We start from the raw sequence: 23,099 nt of genomic DNA, 5'->3' as shown, positions 1-23,099 counted from the left end.
CCCCGGCGCTCTGCCACAAGGGGCGCGATGACATTGTCCGCGATCTTCTCGCAGCCCGACCGGGCGACCTTGGCTGAACGTTGGCAGGCGCTGGAGGCGCGGTCGGACGGCAGCTTCTTCCTCGGCTGGACCTGGGTAGGGGCATGGCTCGACAGCTATGGCGTCCGGCCTGATCTGCTGGCGGTCACCGACGCAGCGGGGCAGGATGTGGCGCTGGCGCTGGTCGGCCATGCGATGCGGCCGCGCCTGTTGGGGGGCGTGGCGACGCTCAGCCTCAACCAGTCGGGCGATCCCCAGGCCGATCGGCCCTATGTCGAATATAATGGCCTGCTGGTCGAAGCCGGAAGGGAAGCGGAGGCGACCGTCGCCGCGCTCGCCGCATTGGCGCGCCGCCGCGACTGGCGGGCGCTGACGCTGAGCGGGATCGCGCCCGATTCGTCGTTGCTTGGTCTGCCCGCGCGCCGCCGCCTCCGGGTCGATGTCTCTCCCGTCTATCAGGTCGATCTCGACGCGGTGCGCGTCGCCGACGGCGATTATCTGTCGTTGCTCAGCGCCAATACGCGCAGCCAGATCCGCCGCGCGATGAAGGATCATGGCGGCCCACTCCCCGACGTTGCTATCGGCGGGCTTGATGACGTCATCCCCTGGCTGGAGGAGATGGCCGCGCTCAACGGCGGCCGCCATGCCGACAACGCCTGGGACGATGCCGGCTTCCGCAGCTTCGTCGGCACGATCTGCGCGCGCGGACTGCCATCGGGCGCGGTGGAACTGCTGCGCTTCGCCGATGCCGGCGGCGTGGTCGGGCTGCTGGTCAATTTCGTCCATCGCGGCGTGGCGATGAACTATCAGTCCGCCTTCGCCGCGGCGCGCACCGCCAAGGACAAGCCCGGCCTGCTCTGCCATGCGGCGGCGGTCGGTCATTATGCTGCGCGCGGCCTGTCCCGCTATTCGCTCCTGGCGGGGAAGGATCGCTACAAGCAGAGCCTCGCCACCTGCGAGGAGTCTCTCGAATGGTGGGTGCTGGAACGGTTCAGCCCGCGCCTCGAAGCCGAAGCGCTGCTGCGCCGCTTGCTCAGGCGCCCAGCTTCCGCATGATGCGATAGATCAGGCGGCGTATCCCCTGTGCCTCCGGGCGCGCGCTGACCGTGCCGACCGGCAGGCCGCGTTTGCGCAGCAGGGCGTTGAAACTGTGCAGTTCGCCTTCCGCCACGCTGCGTTCCGACCGCCATGTCACCGACAGGCTGACCGATACGGTCGGGCCGTTCTCGACGAAATGCGGCGCCTTTACCGGCACATGGATCGCGTCGCCCGGCTCCAGCCGCACGGCGGTGCCATGCGCCTTGAACCCGTCCTGCCACACCAGGTTGCGGTGGCCGCCGCCGTGAAAATCCTCGCTTTTCTGCGCCGGAACCAGATGCTGGTCGCGCGCGGGGAAGACGGTCATCGTCTTGATGCCCATGATCTGGAGCAGGATATTATGCTCCGGGTCCATATGGAAAGGAGTGACGCTGCCCGGCGAAGAGAGGAAGATGAACGCCTCGCGATGCAGCATCGGCCCGGTCCTGTCCGCGACGATCGGCGCCAGTTCCGCCAGCGCCGCGTCCAGCAGCGCGGCATAGGCCGGGTCGCGCTCGACATTCTTGAGCACGGCCCAGCTACCATTGGTGTCGATCGTCCGGATCGTCTCGCCCAGGGTCAGGCCATTGGACGGGGTATCCTCCGGGCGCACGCCCAGCGGCAACTTGCCCAGATTATATTCGACCGAGGCGGCGGGCATCCGCTCGGCCAGGGTCGCCAGCGCGTCGAGCGTCAGCAGGCCATGGCCGATCAGCCCATGATGCAGCTTCGTCGACTGGTCGGGATAGGCGGCGGCAAAGGCGGCGCGGGCGTCGTCCGGGAAAATGGCGTCGGCGGCTGGCGCGATCGGGCTACGGGCGGTCATGCCTGTCCTTTCATTTTTCTGGCGATCGCCTCCACCCCGTTGGCGAGCGCGAAGGCGGCGCTGCGCTGCATCCGGGCCACGCCGGCGCCATGCAGGGCGATACGATATTGCACGATGGTCCGTCGCTCCGCCCACAGGCTGTCGATCATCGGATGATCGGGGGCGGCGCAACTGTCCATCCAGCCGATCGCCGGATCGGCCTGCACCGCGTTCAGGTTGGCGATCTCGATCAGCACGCCCGGCGAAAAGCGGCCCAGCGTCTCGTCGAAGGCGATCTTGAACGAAAAGGCGCCCTCGCCATGGCGGAAATTGACCAGCATCGCGATCGCCCGGTCGTCCAGGTCGATGCGCAGCATGTGCAGGCGCCCGGCGTCGAACGCGGCGGTGCAGGCGGCGTGGAAGAAGGCGGCGTCGGCAGGCTTGCATTCCAGCGCAGTGCCTTCCTGCCCCTTCCAGCCCGACGCCTCCAGCGCCAGGAAATCGCCGCACCAGCGCGCCAGCTCATCCGGTTCGCTCAACAGGCGCGTCTCGACCGCGCCCATCTCCGCCAGCCGTTTTTGCAGGCGCCGCAATTCCTTGCGCTTCTTCGACCGGACCTGCGTTTCCCAATAGGCGTCGGCCGTGAGGTCCGATCGCAGCATCGCGCGGTCGTAGCGGTGGATTTCCAGCCGGCCGCGCCGCTGCTCCACGCATAATGCCTCCAGCGCCGCGGCGTTGGCCCCGGCGGCGTCCAGTCCTTGGAGGTGCAGGAAGCCGCGCGCCCAGGGGGCCGCGTCCAGTTGCGCCAGGAAGTTGCGCCAGGCCGCGACCTCATGCCCCTGGCGAATAATCGGCGCGCCGAAGAAACAATGATCGTGCATCCAGTTCGCCACGCAGCCGATCGGCAGCCGACCATGGCGGGGCTTGCGGACGACCGGCAACAGGCCGATCGCCATGTCGCCATCGCGCGCCTCGATCAGGTGGACGTCGCCGTCGCCTGCCAGATGGTCGATCGCGGCGCCCAGCATGTCGGGCGCATAGAAAGCGTTGGCCTCCGCTGCGTCCAGCGCCAGCGCCAGCCAGCGGTCGCGCTGTCCGTGCCCGGTCAGACCGAAGGGCGCGGCCGGGGGCGTGGGATGGGATGCCATGTCCATGGCTTTCGCATAGACGATAAAGATTAGAGCGCGGTAAAGATCGGCGAAAGCCTGAGCGTCCCGCGCGGCTTGGAGCCGATGAGGGCTTTACAAGCCGTGGTGGATTGTCTGAGACGGGGGGAGGGGCCGCGCATCTGCGCCCAGCCGAGAGGGAAGTGCATGACCATCCTCGTTACCGGAGCTGCCGGATTTATCGGCATGCATGTCGCCGACCGGCTGCTGGCGCAGGGTCATGCCGTGGTCGGTATCGACAATATGAACGATTATTATCCGGTATCGCTGAAACGCGACCGGATCGCGCAGTTGCAGGCGGCCCATGGTCGGCTCTTCACCTTCCACGAACTGGATTTCGCTGATCTCGACGCGCTGCATGCCGCCCTGGCCGATCAGGTGATCGAGGCGATCGTGCATCTGGGCGCGCAGGCCGGGGTGCGCTATTCGCTGATCAATCCCCACGCCTATGTCCGCTCCAATCTGGCCGGCCATGTCAACATGCTGGAACTGGCGCGGGAGCGGCGGGTGCGGCACCTCGTCTATGCATCTTCTTCGTCGGTCTATGGCGGCAACGACATGCTGCCTTTCCGGGTGGAAGATCGCGCCGACCATCCCGTCTCGCTCTATGCCGCGACCAAGCGCGCCGACGAACTGATGAGCGAAACCTATGCCCATCTCTTCCGTATTCCGATGACGGGGTTACGCTTCTTCACCGTCTATGGCCCCTGGGGCCGTCCCGACATGGCGATGTGGATCTTCACGGCGAAGATATTGGCGGGGGAGCCGATCCCGGTGTTCAACCACGGCCGGATGCAGCGCGACTTCACCTATATCGATGATATCGTCGCCGGCATTGTCGGTTGCCTCGATCATCCCCCCGCCGACGATGGCGCAATCAAGGCCGGCGGCAGTCGGGCGCCCCACCGGCTCTATAATATCGGCAACAACCGCCCCGAAGAATTGATGCATCTGATCGCCGTGCTGGAAGACGCCCTGGGCAAAAAGGCCGCGATCGACTTCCAGCCAATGCAGCCGGGCGATGTTCACGCCACTTATGCAGATATCAGCGCGATCTCGCAGGATATTGGTTTCGCGCCGACAACGGGAATCGAGTCGGGCGTGCCGCGATTCGTCCAATGGTATCGCACCTATCATGCGGAACGATGACGACATGATGCAATGCGGATAGGAAATAGGAAAAGGTTCCACGGCTCGTCGCTATAAATAATCAGTTCACCTTAACATGGTCCTGATATTGCCCGCTTACCTGCGGCAATTTTTCTTTCGCACTTGCAAAATACATTGCCATAAGTGCCTGAAACAGCGTAAGCCATGCTCCCATGCTGGTTGCGAAATCAGCTAGGGGTCGCGGAACGAGGGAAAGACGACACATCGAATACGATGGTTCGTCGCCGTTGATCCGGCCGGGTGATCTGGTCGTGAGAAACGGATAAAAGGGCAAACGCGTGTCGACACCAGCTTCGAAGATTGTACCGTTCGGCTCAGGCGGCCGTATCGTCGAGACTGCATGCCGCAGTCTTTCGATTGCAGCCTCAGGGCTGAATGCGCTGGAGGCCAAATTCTCGGAACGGGAATTTGCCGCTACCTTCCTGCGCGTGATCGGCGTGATCATGAAAGTGCGCGGCCGTGTGATCGTCACCGGCATCGGCAAGAGCGGCATCGTCGCGCGCAAGATGACGGCGACGCTCACCTCTACCGGCACCCCGGCCATTTTCCTGCACCCGGCGGATGCAGGGCATGGCGATCTGGGCATGATCACCCCGGATGACGTCGTGCTGATGCTGTCCCATTCGGGCGAATCGACCGAACTCGGTCCGATCATCCATTATTGCAAGCGCTTCGCCATTCCGCTGGTGGCCATCACTGCGCAGGAGCAAAGCACCGTCGCCATGGCGGCCGACATGTGCGTGCTGATGCCCGAAGTGGAGGAAGCCTGCCCCAATTCGCTCGCCCCCACGACGTCGACCACGGTGCAGATGGCGCTGGGCGATGCGCTGGCGATTTCGCTGATGGAGATGCGTGGCTTTTCCGCCGACGATTTCCATAAATTCCATCCCAATGGCCGACTCGGCGCGCAACTGGTCAAGGTGCGCGAACTGATGGCCACCGGCGACGACGTCCCGATGGTGCGGGAAGACGCCTCGCTGCTCGACGCGACCATCGAAATGACGCGCGCGCGCCTTGGCGGGACGGCGATCGTCGACCGTAACGGCCGGCTGATTGGCGCCTTCACCGATGGCGACCTGCGCCGCACCGTAACCGGCAAGCAGAATCTGACCGAGGCCGTGGGCCGGTCCATGACGCTGACCCCGTTTGCGGTCGGCCCCGATGAACTCGCGTCGGAAGCGATGCACCTGATGCATGAGCGCAATATCATGTTGCTGTTCGTCTGCGAAAATGGCCGTCTGATCGGCGCGGTCCATATGCACGACCTGCTCCACGCCGGGGTTGCCTGAGCCTTCTCGTCGTCATTCCCGCGCGGGCGGGGTCTTCCCGCCTGCCGCGCAAGCCGCTCAGGCTGATTGCCGGGCGGACGCTGCTCCATCGCACGATCGCGATGGCGCGCGCGGCGATTGGTGCGCGCGAGGGCATCGCCCTGACCGTTGCAACCGATGACGAGGCGATCGCCAACCATGCCCGCGCTGTCGGCTGCGATGCGGTGATGACCGATAGCGCCATCGCCACAGGTTCGGGCCGCGCGCTCGCCGCGGCGCAGGCCCAGCCCTCGCCACCGCGCTTCGTCGTCAATCTCCAGGGCGATTCGCCCTTCCAGCCCGAAGGAGCGCTCGGCGCGGTGATCGCCGCGTTGCAGGACGGCGCGCCGGTCGCCACACCGGTCATCGCGCTGGATTGGCCCGCGCTCGATGCGCTGCGCGAGCATAAGACGCGATCTCCCTTCAGCGGCACTACCTGCGCCCGCGCGCCCGATGGACGCGCGCTGTGGTTTTCCAAGACGATCATCCCGGCGATCCGCAATGAGGACAAGCTGCGCGAAACCGATCCCCGCTCTCCGGTCTGGCGGCATGTCGGCCTCTACGGCTATGCGCTCGACGCATTGGAGCGGTTCGAGGCCTGCCCGCCGACGGTGCTGGAAAATCTGGAGGGGCTGGAGCAGTTGCGCCTGCTCGAACTGGGCATATCGGTCATGACCGTCGCGGTCGATCCGCCGCGCTTCGACAGCAGCGGCATCGATACGGAGGCGGACATCAGTCGCGTCGAAGCGCTGATCGCCGTCTATGGCGACCCGACCCCGCCGCTCTGATCGTCCGTCCGTCCTCATGCGCCGCATCTTCATCCTCCGCCACGGCAATACCTTCGCCAGCAGCGCCGACGCCTGTCGCGTGGGCGCCCGCACCGATATCCCGCTGGTGGACAGCGGTCATGCGCAGGCTGGCCGGTTGGGCGACTGGTTCGCGCGCCAGGCGCTGCCGATCGACCGCCTCCTGTCCAGTCCGCTGCTGCGCGCCCGCGAAACGGCCGATCATATCGCCGCCGCGACTGGCCATGCCCCGATGGTGCGCGCGACTGGCTGGGGGAGATCGACCATGGTCCCGACGAAGGGCGGCCGGAGGCGGCGGTGCTGGCCCGGATCGGTGCGCAGGCGCTGGCCGACTGGGACGAGCGCGGCATCGCACCCGATGGCTGGATCGTGGATGCCGACGCCCGCATCGCCGCCTGGCGCGCCTTCTTCGCGGAGGGCGGCACGGGCGTGGACCTGCTCGTCACGAGCAATGGCGCGGCGCGCTTTGCTTTGATCGCGGCGGGCCTGCCGCTCGGCGCGCTGAAGTTGCGGACCGGGGCTTTTGGCGAACTGGCCGTCGATCAGGATGGTGGGGTCACGCTGGTACGCTGGGACGAGCGACCTTAGAGCATCGTGCGGAAAAGTGGGAACCGCTTTTCTGCTTGAAACGATGCGACACCAAAAACTTAGAGCGCGCGACGTGCGTCGGATGTAACGCAGCGTGCTCTAGTCCTTTACCCGCACTCCACCGTGACATGCTCCATGCGCGGGAGCGCGCGCACCCGCGCCCTTACCTTGGGCGCGTCGGCGCCGGGGGCCAGGCTGATGATCGCGGCATGGGCATGGGGACCGATGCGCCAGACATGCAGGTCGCGGATGGTGGCGCCTTCGGCTTCCGCCTGCGCGCGCACCCGCGCCATCAGCGCGGGCTCCGCCGTATCGAGCAGGATCGCGGCGGTGTCCTTCATCAGGCCCCAGGCCCAGCGTGCGATCACCACCGCGCCCAGCAGGCCGACGGCCGGGTCCATCCACCACCATCCCAGATAGCGCCCAGCCAGCAGAGCGCCGATGGCCAGCACCGACGTCAGCGCGTCGGTCAGCACATGCACATAGGCCGCGCGCAGATTATTGTCGGCATGGCCATGTCCATGGTCATGGCCATCATCGTCATGCCCATGGTCGTGGCTATGATCGTGGCCCAGCAGCAGCGCGCTGATGATGTTGATGATCAGGCCGACGACCGCCACCAGCGTCGCCTCGCCAAAAGCGACGTCGATCGGCTGGAACAGGCGCAACCCCGATTCGACCGCGATGAACAGCGCGGTCACGCCCAGCAGCAGCGCGGAGGCGAAGCCCGACAGGTCACCGACCTTGCCGGTGCCGAATGTGTAGCGCGGGTTGCGCGCATGGCGCTTGGCATAGCCATAGGCGGCTGCCGCCACCGCCAGCGCCCCGGCATGGGTCGCCATGTGGAATCCGTCCGCCAGCAGCGCCATCGACCCGGTTATCCAGCCGAAAGCGATTTCCACCACCATCGTCGCGGCGGTCAGCCAGACAACCCACAGCGTTCGTTTCGCATTCTGGTCGTGGCCGGCGGACAGGTAGATATGGTCGAAATAATGGCTTTCCTCGCCATCGTCGGCCATGCCGGCAGGGCCATGGTCGTGGCCATGATCGGCATCATTATGCCCATGGTCGTGATGGCCATGCCCGTGATGATCCTGCCTGTCGTCGTCGTGCATCGTCATTTCCCGTAACGGCGGATCAGCGCCAGCATTTCCTCGGTCGCCGCCTGGCGCGCTTCGTCGGACAGGCCCGGACGGGCGACATGTTCGCGCATATGCTGCTCGATCAGTTCCTCCATCAGGCTGCCCACCGCGCCGCGCACCGACGCCACCAGCTGCAATGTTTCCGAACAGCCGGCGTCGCCGGACAATTGCCGCTCCACGGCGGCGACCTGTCCCGCGATCCGGCGCACCCGCGCCAGCAATTTATCCCGATCCGCTATGATGTGCATAGGATACCCCCCTATACTATAATTGCGGAAAAGCAAGAGTGGATCGGGATGCGCCGCTCCCCTATCAGGGGCGCCATGACGAGCGATCTGGACTGCGACCTGGCGATCATCGGCGGCGGCCTCGCCGGCGGGCTGATCGCGCTCGCCTTCGCCGCGTTGCGGCCGGAGGTACGGCTGCTGCTGGTCGAACAGGGGGAGCGCCCTGGCGGCAATCATCTCTGGTCCTTCTTCGACGGCGATGTCGCGTCCGCCGATCGCTGGCTCATCGATCCGCTTGTCGCCCATCGCTGGCCGCAGGGCCATGCCGTGTATTTCCCCGGCCACAGGCGCGATCTGGCGACGCCTTATAACAGCGTGACTACTGTCCAACTGGCTGTCGCTCTCGAACGCCAATTGGGCGATCGCCTGCTGACCGGCGCGACGGCGGATGCGGTCGATCCCCGCGCCATCCACCTGATCGACGGTCGGACAATCCGGGCACAGGCGGTGATCGACGCGCGCGGGGCGGGGGATTTGTCGGCCCTGCGCTGCGGCTGGCAGAAATTCGTCGGCCATGCCATCCGCTGCGACGATCCCCATGGCATAAACCGCCCGGTCATCATGGATGCGACAGTCGACCAGATCGACGGTTATCGCTTCGTCTATCTACTTCCCTGGGACGATCGCACTCTCTTCATCGAGGACACCTATTATAGCGATACGCCGGACCTCGACGTACCCGCGCTAGACGCCCGCATCGCTGCCTATGCGCAGGCAAAGGGGTGGCATGGCGAGGTGGTCCATCGCGAACAGGGCGTCCTGCCGGTCGTGCATGGCGGCGATTTCGAGCGCTACTGGCCAAAGGACGACCCGGTCGCCCGCGCCGGGGTGCGCGCCGGCCTGTTCCAGCCGATGACCGGCTATTCATTGCCCGATGCCGTGCGCTTCGCGCTCTGGCTGGCAAATCAGCCGCTCGACGGCCTGCCTGCCGCGACCCGCGCTTATGCCAAGGCGCACTGGCGGCGCGGCGGCTATTACCGGCTGCTCGGCAGGATGCTGTTCGGCGCCGCCATGCCCGATCAGCGCTGGCGCATCTTCGCCCGCTTCTATCGGCTGCGCCCGGACCTGATCCAGCGCTTCTATGCCGGTCGCTCGACCATCGCGGACCGTATCCGCATCTTGTGCGGACGGCCCCCTGTACCCATAAGGGACGCCATGCGAACATTATGGAACCCGCCCGCCTGATGACCAACAGGACCGCGATCGTCATCGGCGCAGGCTTTGGCGGCCTGACGCTGGCCATCCGCCTGCAATCGGCCGGCATCGACACCACCCTGGTCGAAGGCCGCGATCGCCCCGGCGGGCGCGCCTATATGTGGGAAAAGGACGGCTTCACCTTCGACGCCGGACCGACCGTCATCACCGACCCTGATTGCCTGGCCGAACTGTGGCGGCTGTCGGGTCATGACATGGCGCAGGACGTCACCCTGATGCCGGTGTCGCCCTTCTACCGTCTCAACTGGCGCGACGGCACCAATTTCGATTACAGCAATGACGAAGCCGCGCTCCGCGCCGAAATCGCCAAGCTCGATCCGGGTGACGTCGCGGGCTACGAACGCTTCTGCGACTATGCTGCGGGCGTGTATGAGGAGGGCTATCGCAAGCTCGGTTCGGTCGCCTTCCTCGACTTCGCCTCGATGATCAAGGCGGCGCCCAGCCTCGCCAAATATCAGGCGTGGCGCTCGGTCTACTCGGTCGTCGCCAGCCATGTGAAGAATGAGAAGCTGCGCGAGGCGTTCTCCTTCCACACCTTGCTGGTCGGCGGCAATCCGATGAAGACCAGCGCCATCTACGCCCTCATCCACAAGCTGGAAAAGGATGGTGGCGTCTGGTTCGCGAAGGGCGGCACGAACAGGCTGGTCCATGGCATGGCGACCCATTTCGAACGGCTGGGCGGCACGCTGCGGCTGGGCGATGCGGTCACCCGGATCGAAACCTATGGCGACAAGGCGACGGCGGTCCACACCGCCTCGGGCTGGCGCGGGGAGGCGGACGCGATTGCAACCAATGCTGACCTGATGCACAGCTATCGCGATCTGCTCGGCCATCATCCGCGTGGGATCAAACAGGCTGACAAGCTCGGCCAGAAACGCTGGTCGCCCAGCCTGTTCGTCCTGCATTTCGGTATCAAGGGTAGCTGGCCCGGCATCCCGCATCATATGATCCTGTTCGGGCCGCGCTATGAAGGGCTGCTCACCGACATTTACGATCATGGCGTGCTGCCTCAGGATTTCTCGCTCTACCTGCACCATCCGACGGTCACAGACCCGTCGATGGCGCCGGACGGCCATTCGACCTTCTATGCGCTGGCCCCGGTGCCGCATATGGGCAAGCTGCCGATCGACTGGGACCAGTTCGGCCATGCCTATGCCGAACGCATATTGGATGAAATCCAGCATCGCCTGATCCCCGACATCCGCTCGCGCATCGTCACGCGCTTCCATTATGCGCCCAGCGATTTCGGCCGCGACCTCAACGCCCACATGGGCAGCGCTTTCAGCCTGGAGCCGCTGCTGACCCAGAGCGCCTGGTTCCGCGCACATAATCGCGACGATGTCATTCCCAACCTCTATCTGGTAGGGGCCGGCACCCATCCCGGCGCGGGCATTCCCGGCGTGGTGGGCAGCGCCAAGGCGACCGCGGCGCTGATGCTGGACGATTTACGATAGAGGGGCATGACCCCGCGGACGGACATAATGAAAAGACTGGCTGTATATTGCGGATCGGCGACCCCCGCCGACCTCACCTATATCGACGCGGCGCGCCATGTCGGGCGGACGCTGGCGGAGCGCGGCATCGGCGTCGTCTATGGCGGCGGGCGGCTCGGCCTGATGGGCGCGGTGGCGGATGCGGCGCTGGAAGCGGGCGGCGAGGTGATCGGCGTGATCCCCGAAGCCCTGGTCGGCGCGGAGGTCGCGCATCGCGGCTGCACGGAATTGCATGTCGTCCAGACCATGCACCAGCGCAAGCAGCTCTTCACGGACCTGTCGGACGGCTTCGTCACCCTGCCGGGCGGCGTCGGCACGATGGACGAATTGTGGGAAGCGATCAGCTGGGCGCAACTGGGCTATCACAGCAAGCCGGTCGGCCTGCTCAATGTCGCGGGCTTCTACGATCAGTTGATCGGCTTCAACCGGCAGATGGTGGAGGCCGGCTTCATCCGCGCCCAACATGCGGGAATCATGATCCATGCCGACGGCATCGAGGCGCTGGTCGACGCCATGGCCGCCTATCAGCCTCACGAGACGATCTTCGCGATGAAGGCAGACAGGCTCTGACGGTATAAAAACGCATCCGTTCGCGTCGAGCGAAGTCGAGAAGCGGTTGGCGCGTTCCCTGTGCTTCTCGACTAGGCTCGAAACGAACGGTCGTTGGGTGACTTTCCTTGCAAGGCAGGGCATGTCTCGCCGCATGTCCTCTTCAATCCCCGACCGCCCCGCCCTCGTCGCCCACGCCCGCGACAGCATCGCGCGCGGCTCCAAATCCTTCGCCATGGCATCGAAGCTGTTCGACCGGAAAACCCGTGAGCGGGCCTGGTTGCTCTACGCCTGGTGCCGCAAGTGCGACGATATCGCCGATGGCCAGGATCATGGCGGCGCGATGACCAGCGTTTCGGATGCGCAGGCCCGTCTGTCGATGATGCGCGTGCTGACGGACAAGGCGCTACGCGGCGAACCGACCGGCGACCCGGCGTTCGACGGCTTCGGCGTGGTCATGCGCGAATGCGCCATCCCCGAACGCTACGCCCACGACCTGATCGAGGGATTCGCGCTCGACGCGCGCGACTGGCGGCCGCGCAGCGAAGCCGACATGCTGCGCTATTGCTATCATGTCGCGGGCGCGGTCGGTTGCATGATGGCGGTGCTGATGGGCGTGGACCCAAAAGACCGCGCGACGCTCGACCGTGCCTGCGATCTGGGCCTTGCCTTTCAACTGGCCAATATCGCCCGCGACATCAGCGAGGATGAAGCGGCGGATCGCTGCTACCTGCCGCAATTATGGCTTGCCGAAATGGACATCCCGCCGGGCGAGCATATGAAGCCCTGGGTCAGGCCCCGGCTGGCGATCCTGTCCCGCCGACTGGCCGACATGGCCGCCGCCTATGAGGACAGCGCCCGCCACGGCACCGGTGCATTGCCGCCCCGCGCCGCCTGGGCGGTGCTGGCGGCCGCCGGCATTTACGGCGACATCGCCCGCGCAGTCGCGCGCCGTGGCGAACAGGCGTGGGACCACCGCGTTGTCACCCCCAAGCGTGAGAAGCTGGGCTGGGTGGCGCGCGCGGCGGTGCAGGTAGCCGGCCGTGCAAGTCGCTGGCCGGCCGCTGTGCCGCGCCCTGCGAGTCTCTGGACCCGCCCGGCCTGACGAAAAAAGGGCCGATGCTTTCGCACCGGCGCGTCCAAAAAAAAGGGCCGGTGCTTTCACACCGGCCCAAGGCATGTTCGCAGGAGGAACAAGGTGAGGCGGGCGGCCCTTGCCCGACAGGCGGGCCGCCCTGCCAATCTCAATAATTGTAGGCGCGTTCGCCATGCTCGCCGAGGTCCAGGCCTTCCAGTTCGACTTCCTGGCTGACCCGCAGGCCAGTGACGGCCTTGGCGATGAAGATGGCGATGGCGGTGCCGATGCTCGCCCAGATGATGGTCACGACGACCGCTTCGACCTGAACCAGCAGCTTGGCGCCGATTGCATAGTCTTCCGCGCCGGGGCCACCGAAGGCGGGCGAGTAGACGATGGCGGTGCCGATGGCGCCGATCATGCCGCCGATGCCGTGAATGCCAAAGGCATCCAGCGAGTCATCATAGCCAAGCTTGGGCTTGAGGACGGTGACGGCATAGAAGCAGACGATTGAGGCGACCGCGCCCAGGATGATCGCACCGAACGGGCCGGAGTTGCCGGCGGCCGGGGTGACGGCGACGAGGCCGGCGATGATGCCCGAGCAGAAGCCCAGAGCCGAACCCTTATGACCGTTCAGCTTTTCGGCAAGCATCCAGAACAGGCCGGCGGAAGCGGTGGCGACGAAGGTGTTGATCATGGCCAGAGCCGCCGAGCCATTGGCTTCCAGCGCCGAACCGGCGTTGAAGCCGAACCAGCCGACCCACAGCAGGCCGGTGCCGACGCCGGTCAGGACCAGCGAGTGCGGGGCCATCGGCTCCTTGGGGAAGCCGATGCGCTTGCCCAGGATGATGCAGGCCACCAGCGCGGAGACGCCCGCATTGATATGGACCACGGTGCCGCCCGCAAAGTCGAGGGCGCCGGCCTTGAAGAAGTAGCCCGAAGCCGCCCAGACCATGTGTGCGATCGGGAAATAGACGATCGTCAGCCAGACGGCCGCGAACACCATCACGGCCGAGAATTTGATGCGTTCGACCACCGAACCCAGCACCAGCGCCACGGTGATCGCGGCGAAGGTCATCTGGAAGCAGATGAAGACATATTCGGGGATTTCGACGCCTGCGGTGAAGGTCGCGGCCTGGGAAGCGGGCGTGACGCCCTTCAGGAACGCCTTGTCGAAGGTCGAGATGAAGTTGGAAAGGCCGCTGGTGTAGTCGGGGCCGAAGGCCATCGAATAGCCGTAGATCACCCAGATCAGCATCGCGAGGCACGCGGCCGCGCCGATTTGCGTCATTACCGACAGCATGTTCTTGCTGCGCACCAGGCCGCCGTAGAAGAGGGCGAGGCCGGGCAGGATCATGGCCAGGACCAGAACGGTGGAGGTCATCATCCAGGCGACGTCGCCCTTGTCGACCGTGGCGGCGGGCGCCGCCGCGTCCTGCGCCCAGGCAGGCAGCGCGGCGAACAGCGACAGGCCGGTTGCCCCCGCTATCCCGCAAAGTTTCTTGGAAAAGGTCATTATTTCCCCCTTCTTACAGCGCGGTTTCGCCGGTTTCGCCGGTGCGGATGCGCACGGCCTGACCGACATCGAGGACGAAGATCTTGCCATCGCCGATGGCGCCCGAATTGGCGGCCGCCTGGGTCGCTTCGACCACGCGCGGCGCAAGGTCGTCGTCGCAGACCACCTCGATCTTGATCTTCGGGACCATATTCGTCGAATATTCGGCGCCGCGGTAGATTTCGGTCTGCCCCTTCTGGCGGCCGAAGCCCTTCACTTCGCTGACCGTCATTCCTGCGATGCCGAGCGAGGAGAGTGCCTCGCGGACATCGTCAAGCTTGAACGGCTTGATGATAGCCATGACAAGTTTCATGTCGCCCCCTGTTACTGGTGTGCGAGGGCATACTCAGCAAGAGGCGTGCCAAAACGCTAATGACGCGTTAATGCGGGCTTGGATCGCGGCCGCCTATGGTGCAGCGCCGAAAAAATGAGCAGCAGCCATTCTCTGCCTAAAAAATGGGCAGATTTTTTACCAGCCAGCACCCTTGGCCGCCGCGTCTGCCTCTTCCGGCAGCGTTTCGCGGCCCAGAGCGGCGTTGCGATGCGGGAAACGGCCAAACCGGGCAATGGTTGCATGGTGCTGACGCGCAAAATCGAGCGACCGTTCGTCGCCTGTGCCTTCGAACAGGGTTAGCGACAAATCCTGATCCTCGATCGCCTCGCTATGCTGGAAGGGCATGTAGAAGAACAGCCGGCCTGCCCCGCCGATCTGGATATCATAGCCGTGCGCGATGGCGCCGCGCGCCACATCCCGGGCCAGCGCATCGGTGGCGAAGGCCTGCGCCGTTCCGCGGAACATATTGCGTGGCATCTGGTCGAACAGCAGGACCGCCGCCAACGCATCATCGGCCCGGTCGAGAAAGGTTTCGGGCGGCAGGGCCCGCCTGTCTTGCCATGTTTGACGATATTGCCGGGCGCATTGCCGGTCGAGCGACGGGTCGTGGCTCCACCAGCCGGCTTCGCCTACCTGATTGAACCAGAAATCCAGCAGCGCCGCGGCCCAATCTGCGGTCACTGCATCATGGCTGTCGGTCAGCATGTTCATCCAAGTCCAATGACGGACGGCCGCTTCGGTTCCCGCCACTCATATATGAAAAGGCTCCGGTCGCCGCGCTGCCGTACGGAGACCCTGGCTTGTTACGTCGCCGTGCCGCCGACCGTCAGGCCTTCCATCAGCAAGGTCGGCTGGCCCACGCCCGCGGGCACGCTTTGCCCGCCCTTGCCGCACATGCCGATGCCTTCGTCCAAGGCCCAGTCGTTGCCGATGCCGGCCACCTTGGTCAGCGCGGTCGGGCCGTCGCCGATCAGGGTCGCGCCCTTGATCGGATCGGTCAGCTTGCCATTCTCCACCTTATAGGCTTCGGTGCAGGAGAAGACGAATTTGCCCGATACGATGTCCACCTGCCCGCCGCCGAAGCTCTTGGCGAAGATGCCGGACTTCATGCGGCTGAGCAATTCGGCCGGATCGTCCTGCCCGCCCTTGATGAAGGTGTTGGTCATGCGCGGCATGGGGGCATGGGCGTAGCTTTCGCGACGGCCGTTGCCGGTGGGCGCGACGCCCATCAGCCGGGCGTTGAGCCGGTCCTGCATATAGCCCTTGAGGATGCCGTCTTCGATGAGGATATTTTCCTGCGTCGGCGTGCCTTCGTCATCGATCGAGAGCGAGCCGCGGCGATTGAGAATGCTGCCGTCATCGACCACCGTGACGCCGGGCGCAGCGACCCGCTGGCCCACCCGGCCGGAAAAGGCACTGGTGCCCTTGCGGTTGAAGTCGCCTTCCAGGCCATGGCCGATCGCCTCATGCACCAGCACGCCTGGCCAGCCGGGGCCGAGCAACACGGTCATTTCGCCCGCAGGCGCCGCGATCGATCGCATATTGACCTGCGCCTGGGCCAGCGCTTCGTCGATGGCGCGGTTCCAGACGGCGCGGTCCATCACTTCGTCATACAGATAGCGCCCGCCAATCCCGAACACGCCGGTTTCGCGGCGGCCATTTTCTTCCAGGATGATGGAGACGTTGAGGCGGACGAGCGGACGGATGTCGGTCGCGGTGAAGCCGTCGGCACGGATGATCTCGACCACCGACCAGCTGCCGGCCAGGCTGACCGACACCTGCGCCACACGCGGGTCGCGGGCGCGGGCGGCGGCATCGATCTCGGCGCACAGCTTCACCTTTTCGGCGAAGGGGACGATCTCCAGCGGGTTGGCGTCGGTATAGAGGTGGCGATTGGTGCGCTGGGGCGGCGGCGCGGGCGGGCTGCTGGCCGGATCGAGCAGGGTCAGCGTCTGCGCCGCCTTGCGGATCGCCGCTTCGCTGATGTCATTGGCGTGGGCGAAGCCGGTCATTTCGCCCGATACGCCGCGCAGGCCGAAGCCCGCGTCGGTCGAATAATCGGCGGTCTTGAGTCGTCCGTCGTCGAAGCCGAAGCTCTCGCTTGCCCGATATTGCAGGTAGAGTTCGCCGTCGTCGCAGGCTTTCAACGCCTCGGCGGTCAGGCGCCGGGCGCCATCGGGATCGAGCAGACCCGCACGATAGAGCAGGCCGCGGGCGTCAGTGAAGCCGGGGGTGAACAGGGGAGCGAGATCGGTCATGCCGCCCGATATAGGGGCGGCGGTCCCCAAGCCCAATGGAAATTTTAGAGGCTGGCGCCCGATGCGATATCCGGCTTGGTCACGATCTCGCCATTGTCGGCCGCGCCGCCGATCAGCACGAAGCGCCGGTCGCAATAGCCGCAATCGACATAGCCATGTTCGTCGATCTCCAGGAAGACGCGGGGGTGGCCAAGCGCGGCAGGGATATCTCCGCTACCGTCGCAGGACACGCGGGATTTGGAGACTCGGAGGATTTCGGGCGGTTGGATCATGGGACGCGGGATTAGCAGCGGCCGCGCTGCGCCGCAATATCCGCCGTTACATCAATGGCAGGCGATGGCGGGTGCACGGCCTGGGGCCGTCCGCCTTGGCCGCTTTGGCGACGGAATGCCAGCGTGTGCAATCGCTGACCGCTATCACCGCCAGCGGCGACAGCATCAGCATGAGAGGCATGAACGTGCCGCCGAAGAAAGCTGCGAATGGCATGCAGTAACAATGCGATATCCATGCTTGCTGCACGATGAACGTTACGGATGCGGATTGATGGCGGCGCGCGCCCGCGCCCGCCTGTTTCGCCGTAAGCGGTGCTTGGGACCGTGTCTTCATCGGTAAAACTGGTGGGCGATGACGGGCTCGAACCGCCGACATTCTCGGTGTAAACGAGACGCTCTACCAACTGAGCTAATCGCCCCCTATCGGGAGAGCGCCTATCTACGGCAAAAAGCGCGGCGGTCAAGGGTGGAAGGACATGATCAGGCGCCGAGCAGGCGGCGGCTGGCGCCGAACCAGCGGGTGAGCGCATCGGCAGCCTCCTGCGCCAGAGCGATGAAGACGCGGCGGCCATCATGCGGGTCGGCATGCCGCTCCACCAGTCCCTTGTCGGTGAGCGTCCGAATCCAGCGCAGCGCGGTGGTCGGTGGCACGGCAGCGGCGATGCAGAGGCTCGACACCGATACCCGCTCATGGTCCAGCCGGGCGGCAAGCAGGTCCAGCATCATGTCCCAGGCCGGATCGGCGAACAGATCGCCGGGCAGGAAGTCTGCGCGGATGCGCCTGGCGCGCAACAGGTCGCGGACCTGGGCGGCGGTGATCGCGGGCGCGGCTTTCTCCGCCGTCTGGGCCAGCGACCCGACAGTCGTGCCGATCGGGGCCAGCGCAGGCATCCCGATATAGTCGCTCGGCCGATCGGAAATGCGCGGGCCCAGGTCGAAGCTGGGCGTCGCCATCCGCGTCCGCTCCGTGAGCGCGTCTAGCGTGCGGGCGAGGCGGCCTACCTCCTCGCTCAACTGCTGGAGCCGGGCGCCTTCCCGATCGACTTCATGGACATGACCGACGACCGGCCGATGTTCGCCCGCGGCGACCAGCGCCGCGGCCAGTTCGGTGCGGTCGGGATCGCAGAGCAATTGCGTATGCGGGCCGCGCAGGCAGGCGAAGGCGAGTTCCACCGTTTCCCACCCGGCGACCAGGATCACCGCCATGCCATTCTGGATCGCCTGAGTTTCGAGCTGCACCAGCAGCCGTTCCAGCAGCGGCGTCATGGCCGGGCAGAAGAACAGGACCGTGTCGCACTGGGCCTGAAGGTCGAGCCGGACCGGGGCGTCGGCCAGCGCGGTCACGCCCAGCAGGCGGAAGCCCGCCGCCGCGGCCACCGGCGCCAGGTCGGGCGTCCATCCGGTCCGCGATCACCAAAAGGCTGGCGCGCTCGTCGCGCGGCGCCAGCGGGGTGGCCTGGCCGGTCAGGGGGTGGGCGTAGGAGAAATCTTCCATCATGATCCGAATCCTGTTCTACCTTCGTTACGGAGAATAAAGCAAGAACGGATCGTTTCAGCCCCACACAATGCCCGTTATGGATAGGGTCTGGAGCAAAGGCGTCGCAGGGCTGCGCGCCGCGCCCATCTGGCGCGATCTTTCGTCCAGCTTGTCGCCGTTTTGGCGGGAGAATGCAGGAAGTTTCCTATCCTCCCAACAAAGGATGAAGCCACCTCCATAATGGAGTCAATTGTCACACCGCCGTCGCGCGGGCGAAATCGAGGTAGAGCGCGCGCAGTCGCATCGCGACCGGGCCGGGCGTGCCGTCGCCCACTGCCTGCCCGTCGATCCGGACCACCGGCAGGCACAGGGTCGAGGCGCTGGTGATGAACGCCTCCTTGGCGGCCAGCGCTTCATCGACGGTGAAGGCGCGGCGGATGACGGCGATGCCGCTTTCCTCCGCCAGCGCCGTCAGCGCCGCGCCGGTGCAGCCGGCCAGCACCGACTGGCTGTAGGGGCGGGTGACGATGCCTTCGTCGGTGACGATGAAGGCGGTGGATGAGGCGCCTTCGGTGACGAAGCCGTCCTCGACCATCCAGGCTTCCTGCGCGCCGGCCTCGTTGGCGGCCTGCTTGGCCATGGCCTGCGCCAGCAGCCCGACGCTCTTGATGTCGCGCCGCGCCCAGCGCAGGTCGGGCATGGTCGCGACGGCGATGCCGGTCTGCACGCCGGGCAGATCGACCAGCACCTTGTCCTGCATGAACATGAACAGGGTCGGCTGGATGTCGGGCGAGGCGATGAAGTCGCGGCTGGCGTCGGCGCCGCGGGTGATCTGGAGATAGACGAGGCCTTCGGTCAGGCCGCTGCGGGCGACCAGTTCCTTCTGCGCGGCTTCGATGTCGGCCAGGCTGAGTGGCAGGGCGATGCCGATCGCGGCGGTGGAGCGTTCGAGCCGGGCGAGGTGGCTGGCGCTGTCGACCAGCCTGCCGTCGATCACGGCTGCGACTTCGTAAATGCCGTCGGCGAACAGGAAGCCGCGGTCGAGCGGGGAAATGCGGACGTCTTCGAGGGGCAGGAAGCGGCCGTTCAGATAGGCGATGGCGGTTGAGGCGGACATGGGAGCGGGTGCGATCCTTATCGGGTGGGTTTGGCCGCCGCTTTTGCCGGTCGGGTCTGCGGGGTCAAGGGGTGAGGGGCAAGGACCGTCGCGGTCGGGTCACGCATCGAAGTTCACACCGTCGCTGGCGTTTTTTGGGGATCGAGGATTCGAGAATGCGACGGAATGGCGTGGGTGAGGCAGGGCGCGCGTCGCGGTCAGGCCTCGGTTGAGCCCCGCATAGGTATCGCGGACGCGCCACCTGGGTCACACCCACGCGCCTGTGACGCGCCATCCGGGTCACGGGGTATGGGATGGGGTAGAAGGAAGGGCGTTGTCGCATCCCATGGGTAGATCAGAGAAAATCCTACATTGGAAGTGTTGGTTGAAGGAGGATGTCGAGGTAAGGGACGCGTCGCGGAACGACCAAAGCCGGGCTTTAATTCAATGTGATCCTATACGCGATAGCTGCCAGTCCGTGAGGCAATATTGGTGAGACGTTCTAAGGCTTGTGGGGATTCACCGGGAATTGATGACGGCTGCAGCGAGGTGGATCATGGCCTCGAAGCTGCGATCGGTTTTGCAGGCGCGCATGGCGATACGCTTGAATTCCTTGAGTTTGCAGAAGAAGTTTTCGATGAGGTGGCGCCACTTGTACATTTCGGCGTCGAGCGGGATGGGTCTGGCGCGTCGCGGGTGCTGCGAGATGACGATTTTTGCACCCCGCTCGTTGAGATCGGCGACGATATCGTTGCTGTCGAAAGCCTTGTCAGCGAGCAGTGCGCCGAACTTGATGCCGTCGATGAGTGGAGCAACGCCAACCGTGTCGAAGCGGTGGCCGGGCATCAAGCGGAAGCGGACAAGGTTGCCCAGCGCATCGGTCAAAGCCAGGATCTTGGTCGTCATGCCTCCTTTGGAACGACCAATGGCCTGGCTCTGAGTCCCCCTTTTGCGCCCTGGCCGTGCCGGTGAACCTTGACGATGGTGGCATCGATCATGGCGTATTCCATGTCGGGTTCATCCGACAGAGCATCGAAAATCCGCTTGAAAACATCGGCTTCCCGCCAATCGCGAAATCGGCGGAATGCCGTGCTCCAATTGCCGAACATCGCCGGTAGGTCGCGCCATGGACTTCCAGTGCGGACAATCCACAGCACTGCCTCCACGAACAGCCGGTTGTTTCTGCCGCTGCGTCCGGGGTCGGTGATCTTGCCCAGACAGTGCGGTTCCATCTGCGCCCATTGGGCGTCCGTCAGTACAAAGCGATCCATCCAGAGTGTGAATCACAACTCCAGCAAAAGGGGAATCCTAAATCCCCACAGCCCTTAGAGCCAACGCCTCTTCGGCTCTTCGCAAGCAAGCGAAAGAGTGTTTTCGTCACGCTGCTGGATGTCGATTATGTGATGCGGCCAAAACGGTAATTCGATCCCACTCCAAAACTCGTCGTTCTCAGCGACTGCATAAGGATCGTTATCGAGGATGCCGAGATATCCTCCGCCTTTTATCCGCTCTCTAACGAGAACCCACATTCGCTCTACCGCTTCCGGCTCATCTGGATCGTCGATGCTGATCCGAAATATGAGCTTTACCAAGTCGCCGGGTTGAAGGGCTTCGCGGCTTAATCGCTCGGGTATGCAAAAGGTTTCTGGCGCTGCTCTATGGTAGGCCTCTCCATTCTCAAGACACCATCCGTCAGTTCGTATGTCTGGTTCGCGCATCACGTCATCGTAGCTCGGGTATTGAACGTCAGCAAATCTGCATTTTCGCTCAGAAACTGCCATTCCGCAAACCACCCAAATCGGCCGCCAACCGTCGTCGATTAACTCGCAGCCAACGGCTCCGCGCAAACGCGCCCTATGCCGCCTTCCCCTTCAGCGCCTTCTGTCGCCGCCTCTGCACCGACGAGCCGATCCCCAGCGCCTCGCGATATTTGGCCACGGTGCGGCGGGCTATGTCCATGCCCTTGGCGCGGAGCAGGTCGACCAGCGTGTCGTCGGACAGGATCGCCTGCGGGTCTTCGGCGCCGATCAACGCCTTGATGTGGCTCTTGACCGCTTCGGCGGAGACGGAACCGCCATCGCCGCCCGATGACGACACGCCGCTGGTGAAGAAATATTTCAGTTCGTAGAGGCCGCGCGGGCAGGACAGATATTTGTTGGAGGTCACGCGGCTGACGGTGCTTTCGTGCATGCCGATCGTGTCGGCCACCGCGCGCAGCGTCAGGGGCTTGAGGTGCGCGACGCCCTGCTGGAAAAATGCCTCCTGGCTGCGCACGATCTCGCTCGCCACCTTGATGATCGTCTTCTGCCGCTGGTCCAGCGCCTTGACCAGCCAGTTGGCGCTGGCGAGGCAGTCGGCCAGCCAGGCCTTGGCGCTCTTGTCCTGCGGGCCGGTGGCCAGTTCGACATAATAGCTGCGGTTGACGAGCAGGCGGGGCAGGGTGGCGCTGTTGATCTCGATGGCCCAGCCGTCCTTGGCCGGGCGCACGAACAGGTCGGGCGTGACCGGGGCGGCGCGATCATCGGCGAAGCGCAGGCCGGGCTTGGGATCGTAACCGCGCAACTCCGCGATCATGTCGGCCATATCCTCTTCGTCCACGCCGCAGATGCGGCGCAACTGGGGCAGCGCGCCCTTGGCGAGCAAGTCGAGATTGGCGAGCAGGCGGGCCATGCAGGGATCGTAGCGGTCGGCTTCCTTCGCCTGTAGCGCGAGGCATTCGGACAGGGAGCGGGCGCCGACGCCGGTGGGATCGAATCTGTGGATGACGCCCAGCACGCGTTCGACGTCGAAGAGCGGAACGCCCAGCCCGTGGGCGGTTTGCAGGAGGTTGGCCTCCAGATAGCCGGCCTCGCTGATCTGGCCGATCAACTGGGTGGCGATGAACAGGTCCATGCCTGACAAGGCGGCGCGGGCCTGCCCCATCAGATGTTCCTGCAGGCCGATGTCGGGCGCGGCGAAACTGTCGAAGTCGGGTGCATCTTCGCTATAGCCGCCCGACAGCGCGTCCATGCCGCCGCCGCTGGCGCCATGCGCGTCGGCCATGCGGTCTCCCGGTCCGTCGTCGATGAAGCTGTCTGCGCCATGATCGACGTCGAGCGGGCTGTCGGCGCCGCCCAGCCCCTGTGCGATCAGATCGTCGGTGGCGCCCGTTTCGGCGGAAAGCGTGGGGGCGTCCACGCTACGGTCGATGCCGTCGGGGGCGGTGGCCGCGTCTTCGCCGCCGCCCGATTCGAGCAGCGGGTTTTTTTCCAGCTCGCCTGCGACGAACGCCTCGATCTCCAGATTGGACAGCGCCAGCAGCTTGATCGCCTGCTGGAGCTGGGGCGTCATGACGAGCGACTGGCTCTGGCGAATGTCCAGGCGTGGCCCGAGCGCCATTATCGCGCTC

Annotated in this window: 21 protein-coding genes, 1 tRNA gene and 3 pseudogenes; 9 read left to right on the top strand and 16 right to left on the bottom strand. The window is 65.1% G+C overall.

The genetic code is table 11. The features are described from left to right. The first annotated feature begins 27 nt into the window (after nucleotides 1–27). Nucleotides 28–1,095, top strand: coding sequence for a GNAT family N-acetyltransferase (locus tag SBA_RS00885; protein ID WP_261935570.1), 1,068 nt, complete (start codon nucleotides 28–30; stop codon nucleotides 1,093–1,095). Here SBA_RS00885 and SBA_RS00880 read toward each other — a convergent pair. Both SBA_RS00880 and SBA_RS00875 read right to left on the bottom strand, forming a co-directional pair. Beyond that, nucleotides 1,073–1,942, bottom strand: coding sequence for a cupin-like domain-containing protein (locus SBA_RS00880; RefSeq protein ID WP_261935569.1), 870 nt, complete (start codon nucleotides 1,940–1,942; stop codon nucleotides 1,073–1,075). The genes SBA_RS00885 and SBA_RS00880 overlap by 23 nt on opposite strands. After that, nucleotides 1,939–3,075 carry a GNAT family N-acetyltransferase gene (locus tag SBA_RS00875; RefSeq protein ID WP_261935568.1) on the bottom strand — a complete coding sequence of 379 codons (1,137 nt, stop codon included), beginning with the start codon at nucleotides 3,073–3,075 and terminating at the stop codon, nucleotides 1,939–1,941. The genes SBA_RS00880 and SBA_RS00875 overlap by 4 nt, the downstream gene beginning before the upstream one ends. A 159-nt stretch (nucleotides 3,076–3,234) precedes the next feature. Here SBA_RS00875 and SBA_RS00870 point away from each other — a divergent pair, with 159 nt between their 5' ends. From SBA_RS00870 to SBA_RS00855, 4 genes and pseudogenes are all read left to right on the top strand, one after another. Further along, entirely contained in the window at nucleotides 3,235–4,236 is a 1,002-nt protein-coding gene (locus tag SBA_RS00870) for an NAD-dependent epimerase/dehydratase family protein (RefSeq protein ID WP_224548019.1), read from the top strand. A gap of 299 nt (nucleotides 4,237–4,535) precedes the next feature. After that, nucleotides 4,536–5,546, top strand: coding sequence for a KpsF/GutQ family sugar-phosphate isomerase (locus tag SBA_RS00865; protein ID WP_224548020.1), 1,011 nt, complete (start codon nucleotides 4,536–4,538; stop codon nucleotides 5,544–5,546). Then, nucleotides 5,543–6,352, top strand: coding sequence for a 3-deoxy-manno-octulosonate cytidylyltransferase (locus SBA_RS00860; protein WP_261936648.1), 810 nt, complete (start codon nucleotides 5,543–5,545; stop codon nucleotides 6,350–6,352). Before SBA_RS00865 ends, SBA_RS00860 begins: the two co-directional genes overlap by 4 nt. A gap of 16 nt (nucleotides 6,353–6,368) precedes the next feature. Further along, a pseudogene (locus tag SBA_RS00855) lies at nucleotides 6,369–6,958 on the top strand (histidine phosphatase family protein). A gap of 107 nt (nucleotides 6,959–7,065) precedes the next feature. Here SBA_RS00855 and dmeF read toward each other — a convergent pair. Together dmeF and SBA_RS00845 are read right to left on the bottom strand one after the other, a co-directional pair. Further along, nucleotides 7,066–8,079, bottom strand: a complete 1,014-nt coding sequence (gene dmeF, locus SBA_RS00850) for a CDF family Co(II)/Ni(II) efflux transporter DmeF (protein ID WP_261935567.1) — start codon at nucleotides 8,077–8,079, stop codon at nucleotides 7,066–7,068. Then, nucleotides 8,076–8,348, bottom strand: a complete 273-nt coding sequence (locus SBA_RS00845) for a metal/formaldehyde-sensitive transcriptional repressor (protein ID WP_224548024.1) — start codon at nucleotides 8,346–8,348, stop codon at nucleotides 8,076–8,078. The genes dmeF and SBA_RS00845 overlap by 4 nt, the downstream gene beginning before the upstream one ends. A gap of 75 nt (nucleotides 8,349–8,423) precedes the next feature. On the opposite strand from SBA_RS00845, the gene crtY reads away from it, so the two are divergent. The 4 genes from crtY to SBA_RS00825 all read left to right on the top strand — a co-directional run bounded on the left by crtY (nucleotide 8,424) and on the right by SBA_RS00825 (nucleotide 12,749). Next, entirely contained in the window at nucleotides 8,424–9,572 is a 1,149-nt protein-coding gene (crtY, locus tag SBA_RS00840; protein WP_261935566.1) for a lycopene beta-cyclase CrtY, read from the top strand. Continuing rightward, nucleotides 9,572–11,056, top strand: a complete 1,485-nt coding sequence (locus tag SBA_RS00835; protein WP_261935565.1) for a phytoene desaturase — start codon at nucleotides 9,572–9,574, stop codon at nucleotides 11,054–11,056. The genes crtY and SBA_RS00835 overlap by 1 nt, the downstream gene beginning before the upstream one ends. A 27-nt stretch (nucleotides 11,057–11,083) precedes the next feature. Continuing rightward, a complete protein-coding gene (locus tag SBA_RS00830; protein ID WP_224548029.1) occupies nucleotides 11,084–11,665 on the top strand; it encodes an LOG family protein in 582 nt (193 codons plus the stop codon). A gap of 133 nt (nucleotides 11,666–11,798) precedes the next feature. Further along, nucleotides 11,799–12,749, top strand: a complete 951-nt coding sequence (locus SBA_RS00825) for a phytoene/squalene synthase family protein (protein WP_261935564.1) — start codon at nucleotides 11,799–11,801, stop codon at nucleotides 12,747–12,749. Nucleotides 12,750–12,888: 139 nt separating this feature from the next. Here SBA_RS00825 and SBA_RS00820 read toward each other — a convergent pair whose 3' ends face one another. From SBA_RS00820 to rpoN, 12 genes and pseudogenes are all read right to left on the bottom strand, one after another. Beyond that, complete coding sequence (locus SBA_RS00820) at nucleotides 12,889–14,235, bottom strand: ammonium transporter (RefSeq protein WP_224548031.1); 1,347 nt, start codon at nucleotides 14,233–14,235, stop codon at nucleotides 12,889–12,891. 13 nt (nucleotides 14,236–14,248) lie between these two features. Continuing rightward, a complete protein-coding gene (locus SBA_RS00815) occupies nucleotides 14,249–14,587 on the bottom strand; it encodes a P-II family nitrogen regulator (protein WP_004209785.1) in 339 nt (112 codons plus the stop codon). Nucleotides 14,588–14,743: 156 nt separating this feature from the next. Next, entirely contained in the window at nucleotides 14,744–15,319 is a 576-nt protein-coding gene (locus SBA_RS00810; protein ID WP_261935563.1) for a DUF924 family protein, read from the bottom strand. A 92-nt stretch (nucleotides 15,320–15,411) separates the two neighbouring features. Further along, nucleotides 15,412–16,866, bottom strand: a complete 1,455-nt coding sequence (gene tldD, locus SBA_RS00805) for a metalloprotease TldD (RefSeq protein ID WP_261935562.1) — start codon at nucleotides 16,864–16,866, stop codon at nucleotides 15,412–15,414. A gap of 44 nt (nucleotides 16,867–16,910) precedes the next feature. After that, complete coding sequence (locus SBA_RS00800; RefSeq protein ID WP_224548034.1) at nucleotides 16,911–17,138, bottom strand: zinc-finger domain-containing protein; 228 nt, start codon at nucleotides 17,136–17,138, stop codon at nucleotides 16,911–16,913. A gap of 46 nt (nucleotides 17,139–17,184) precedes the next feature. Next, entirely contained in the window at nucleotides 17,185–17,472 is a 288-nt protein-coding gene (locus SBA_RS00795) for a hypothetical protein (protein ID WP_261935561.1), read from the bottom strand. Between the two features lie 9 nt (nucleotides 17,473–17,481). Continuing rightward, nucleotides 17,482–17,557: transfer RNA gene (locus tag SBA_RS00790), tRNA-Val, on the bottom strand. Between the two features lie 61 nt (nucleotides 17,558–17,618). Further along, nucleotides 17,619–18,636, bottom strand: a pseudogene (locus SBA_RS00785) (winged helix DNA-binding protein). 232 nt (nucleotides 18,637–18,868) lie between these two features. Continuing rightward, on the bottom strand, nucleotides 18,869–19,732 hold the full coding sequence (locus SBA_RS00780; RefSeq protein WP_261935560.1) for a D-amino-acid transaminase: 864 nt from the start codon (nucleotides 19,730–19,732) through the stop codon (nucleotides 18,869–18,871). A gap of 498 nt (nucleotides 19,733–20,230) precedes the next feature. After that, a pseudogene (locus SBA_RS00775) lies at nucleotides 20,231–20,943 on the bottom strand (IS5 family transposase). A 93-nt stretch (nucleotides 20,944–21,036) separates the two neighbouring features. Then, on the bottom strand, nucleotides 21,037–21,429 hold the full coding sequence (locus SBA_RS00770) for a hypothetical protein (RefSeq protein ID WP_261935559.1): 393 nt from the start codon (nucleotides 21,427–21,429) through the stop codon (nucleotides 21,037–21,039). Between the two features lie 136 nt (nucleotides 21,430–21,565). Further along, a complete protein-coding gene (rpoN, locus tag SBA_RS00765; protein ID WP_261935558.1) occupies nucleotides 21,566–23,089 on the bottom strand; it encodes an RNA polymerase factor sigma-54 in 1,524 nt (507 codons plus the stop codon). Between the last annotated feature and the right edge of the window lie 10 nt (nucleotides 23,090–23,099).

The organism is Sphingomonas bisphenolicum (genome assembly GCF_024349785.1).
GTDB lineage: Bacteria > Pseudomonadota > Alphaproteobacteria > Sphingomonadales > Sphingomonadaceae > Sphingobium > Sphingobium bisphenolicum.
This window is presented reverse-complemented; position numbering and strand designations above follow the sequence as displayed.

What these genes read in the sequence shown, in the direction of transcription:
- crtY (WP_261935566.1), top strand. Translation starts at nt 8,424, where the DNA reads ATGACGAGCGATCTGGACTGCGACCTGGCGATCATCGGCGGCGGCCTC.
- SBA_RS00815 (WP_004209785.1), bottom strand. Translation starts at nt 14,587, where the DNA reads ATGAAACTTGTCATGGCTATCATCAAGCCGTTCAAGCTTGACGATGTC.
- SBA_RS00870 (WP_224548019.1), top strand. Translation starts at nt 3,235, where the DNA reads ATGACCATCCTCGTTACCGGAGCTGCCGGATTTATCGGCATGCATGTC.
- SBA_RS00795 (WP_261935561.1), bottom strand. Translation starts at nt 17,472, where the DNA reads ATGAAGACACGGTCCCAAGCACCGCTTACGGCGAAACAGGCGGGCGCG.
- SBA_RS00800 (WP_224548034.1), bottom strand. Translation starts at nt 17,138, where the DNA reads ATGATCCAACCGCCCGAAATCCTCCGAGTCTCCAAATCCCGCGTGTCC.
- dmeF (WP_261935567.1), bottom strand. Translation starts at nt 8,079, where the DNA reads ATGACGATGCACGACGACGACAGGCAGGATCATCACGGGCATGGCCAT.
- SBA_RS00845 (WP_224548024.1), bottom strand. Translation starts at nt 8,348, where the DNA reads ATGCACATCATAGCGGATCGGGATAAATTGCTGGCGCGGGTGCGCCGG.
- SBA_RS00810 (WP_261935563.1), bottom strand. Translation starts at nt 15,319, where the DNA reads ATGAACATGCTGACCGACAGCCATGATGCAGTGACCGCAGATTGGGCC.
- SBA_RS00875 (WP_261935568.1), bottom strand. Translation starts at nt 3,075, where the DNA reads ATGGACATGGCATCCCATCCCACGCCCCCGGCCGCGCCCTTCGGTCTG.
- SBA_RS00770 (WP_261935559.1), bottom strand. Translation starts at nt 21,429, where the DNA reads ATGCGCGAACCAGACATACGAACTGACGGATGGTGTCTTGAGAATGGA.
- SBA_RS00830 (WP_224548029.1), top strand. Translation starts at nt 11,084, where the DNA reads ATGAAAAGACTGGCTGTATATTGCGGATCGGCGACCCCCGCCGACCTC.
- SBA_RS00820 (WP_224548031.1), bottom strand. Translation starts at nt 14,235, where the DNA reads ATGACCTTTTCCAAGAAACTTTGCGGGATAGCGGGGGCAACCGGCCTG.
- SBA_RS00825 (WP_261935564.1), top strand. Translation starts at nt 11,799, where the DNA reads ATGTCCTCTTCAATCCCCGACCGCCCCGCCCTCGTCGCCCACGCCCGC.
- SBA_RS00885 (WP_261935570.1), top strand. Translation starts at nt 28, where the DNA reads ATGACATTGTCCGCGATCTTCTCGCAGCCCGACCGGGCGACCTTGGCT.
- SBA_RS00780 (WP_261935560.1), bottom strand. Translation starts at nt 19,732, where the DNA reads ATGTCCGCCTCAACCGCCATCGCCTATCTGAACGGCCGCTTCCTGCCC.
- rpoN (WP_261935558.1), bottom strand. Translation starts at nt 23,089, where the DNA reads ATGGCGCTCGGGCCACGCCTGGACATTCGCCAGAGCCAGTCGCTCGTC.
- tldD (WP_261935562.1), bottom strand. Translation starts at nt 16,866, where the DNA reads ATGACCGATCTCGCTCCCCTGTTCACCCCCGGCTTCACTGACGCCCGC.
- SBA_RS00880 (WP_261935569.1), bottom strand. Translation starts at nt 1,942, where the DNA reads ATGACCGCCCGTAGCCCGATCGCGCCAGCCGCCGACGCCATTTTCCCG.
- SBA_RS00835 (WP_261935565.1), top strand. Translation starts at nt 9,572, where the DNA reads ATGACCAACAGGACCGCGATCGTCATCGGCGCAGGCTTTGGCGGCCTG.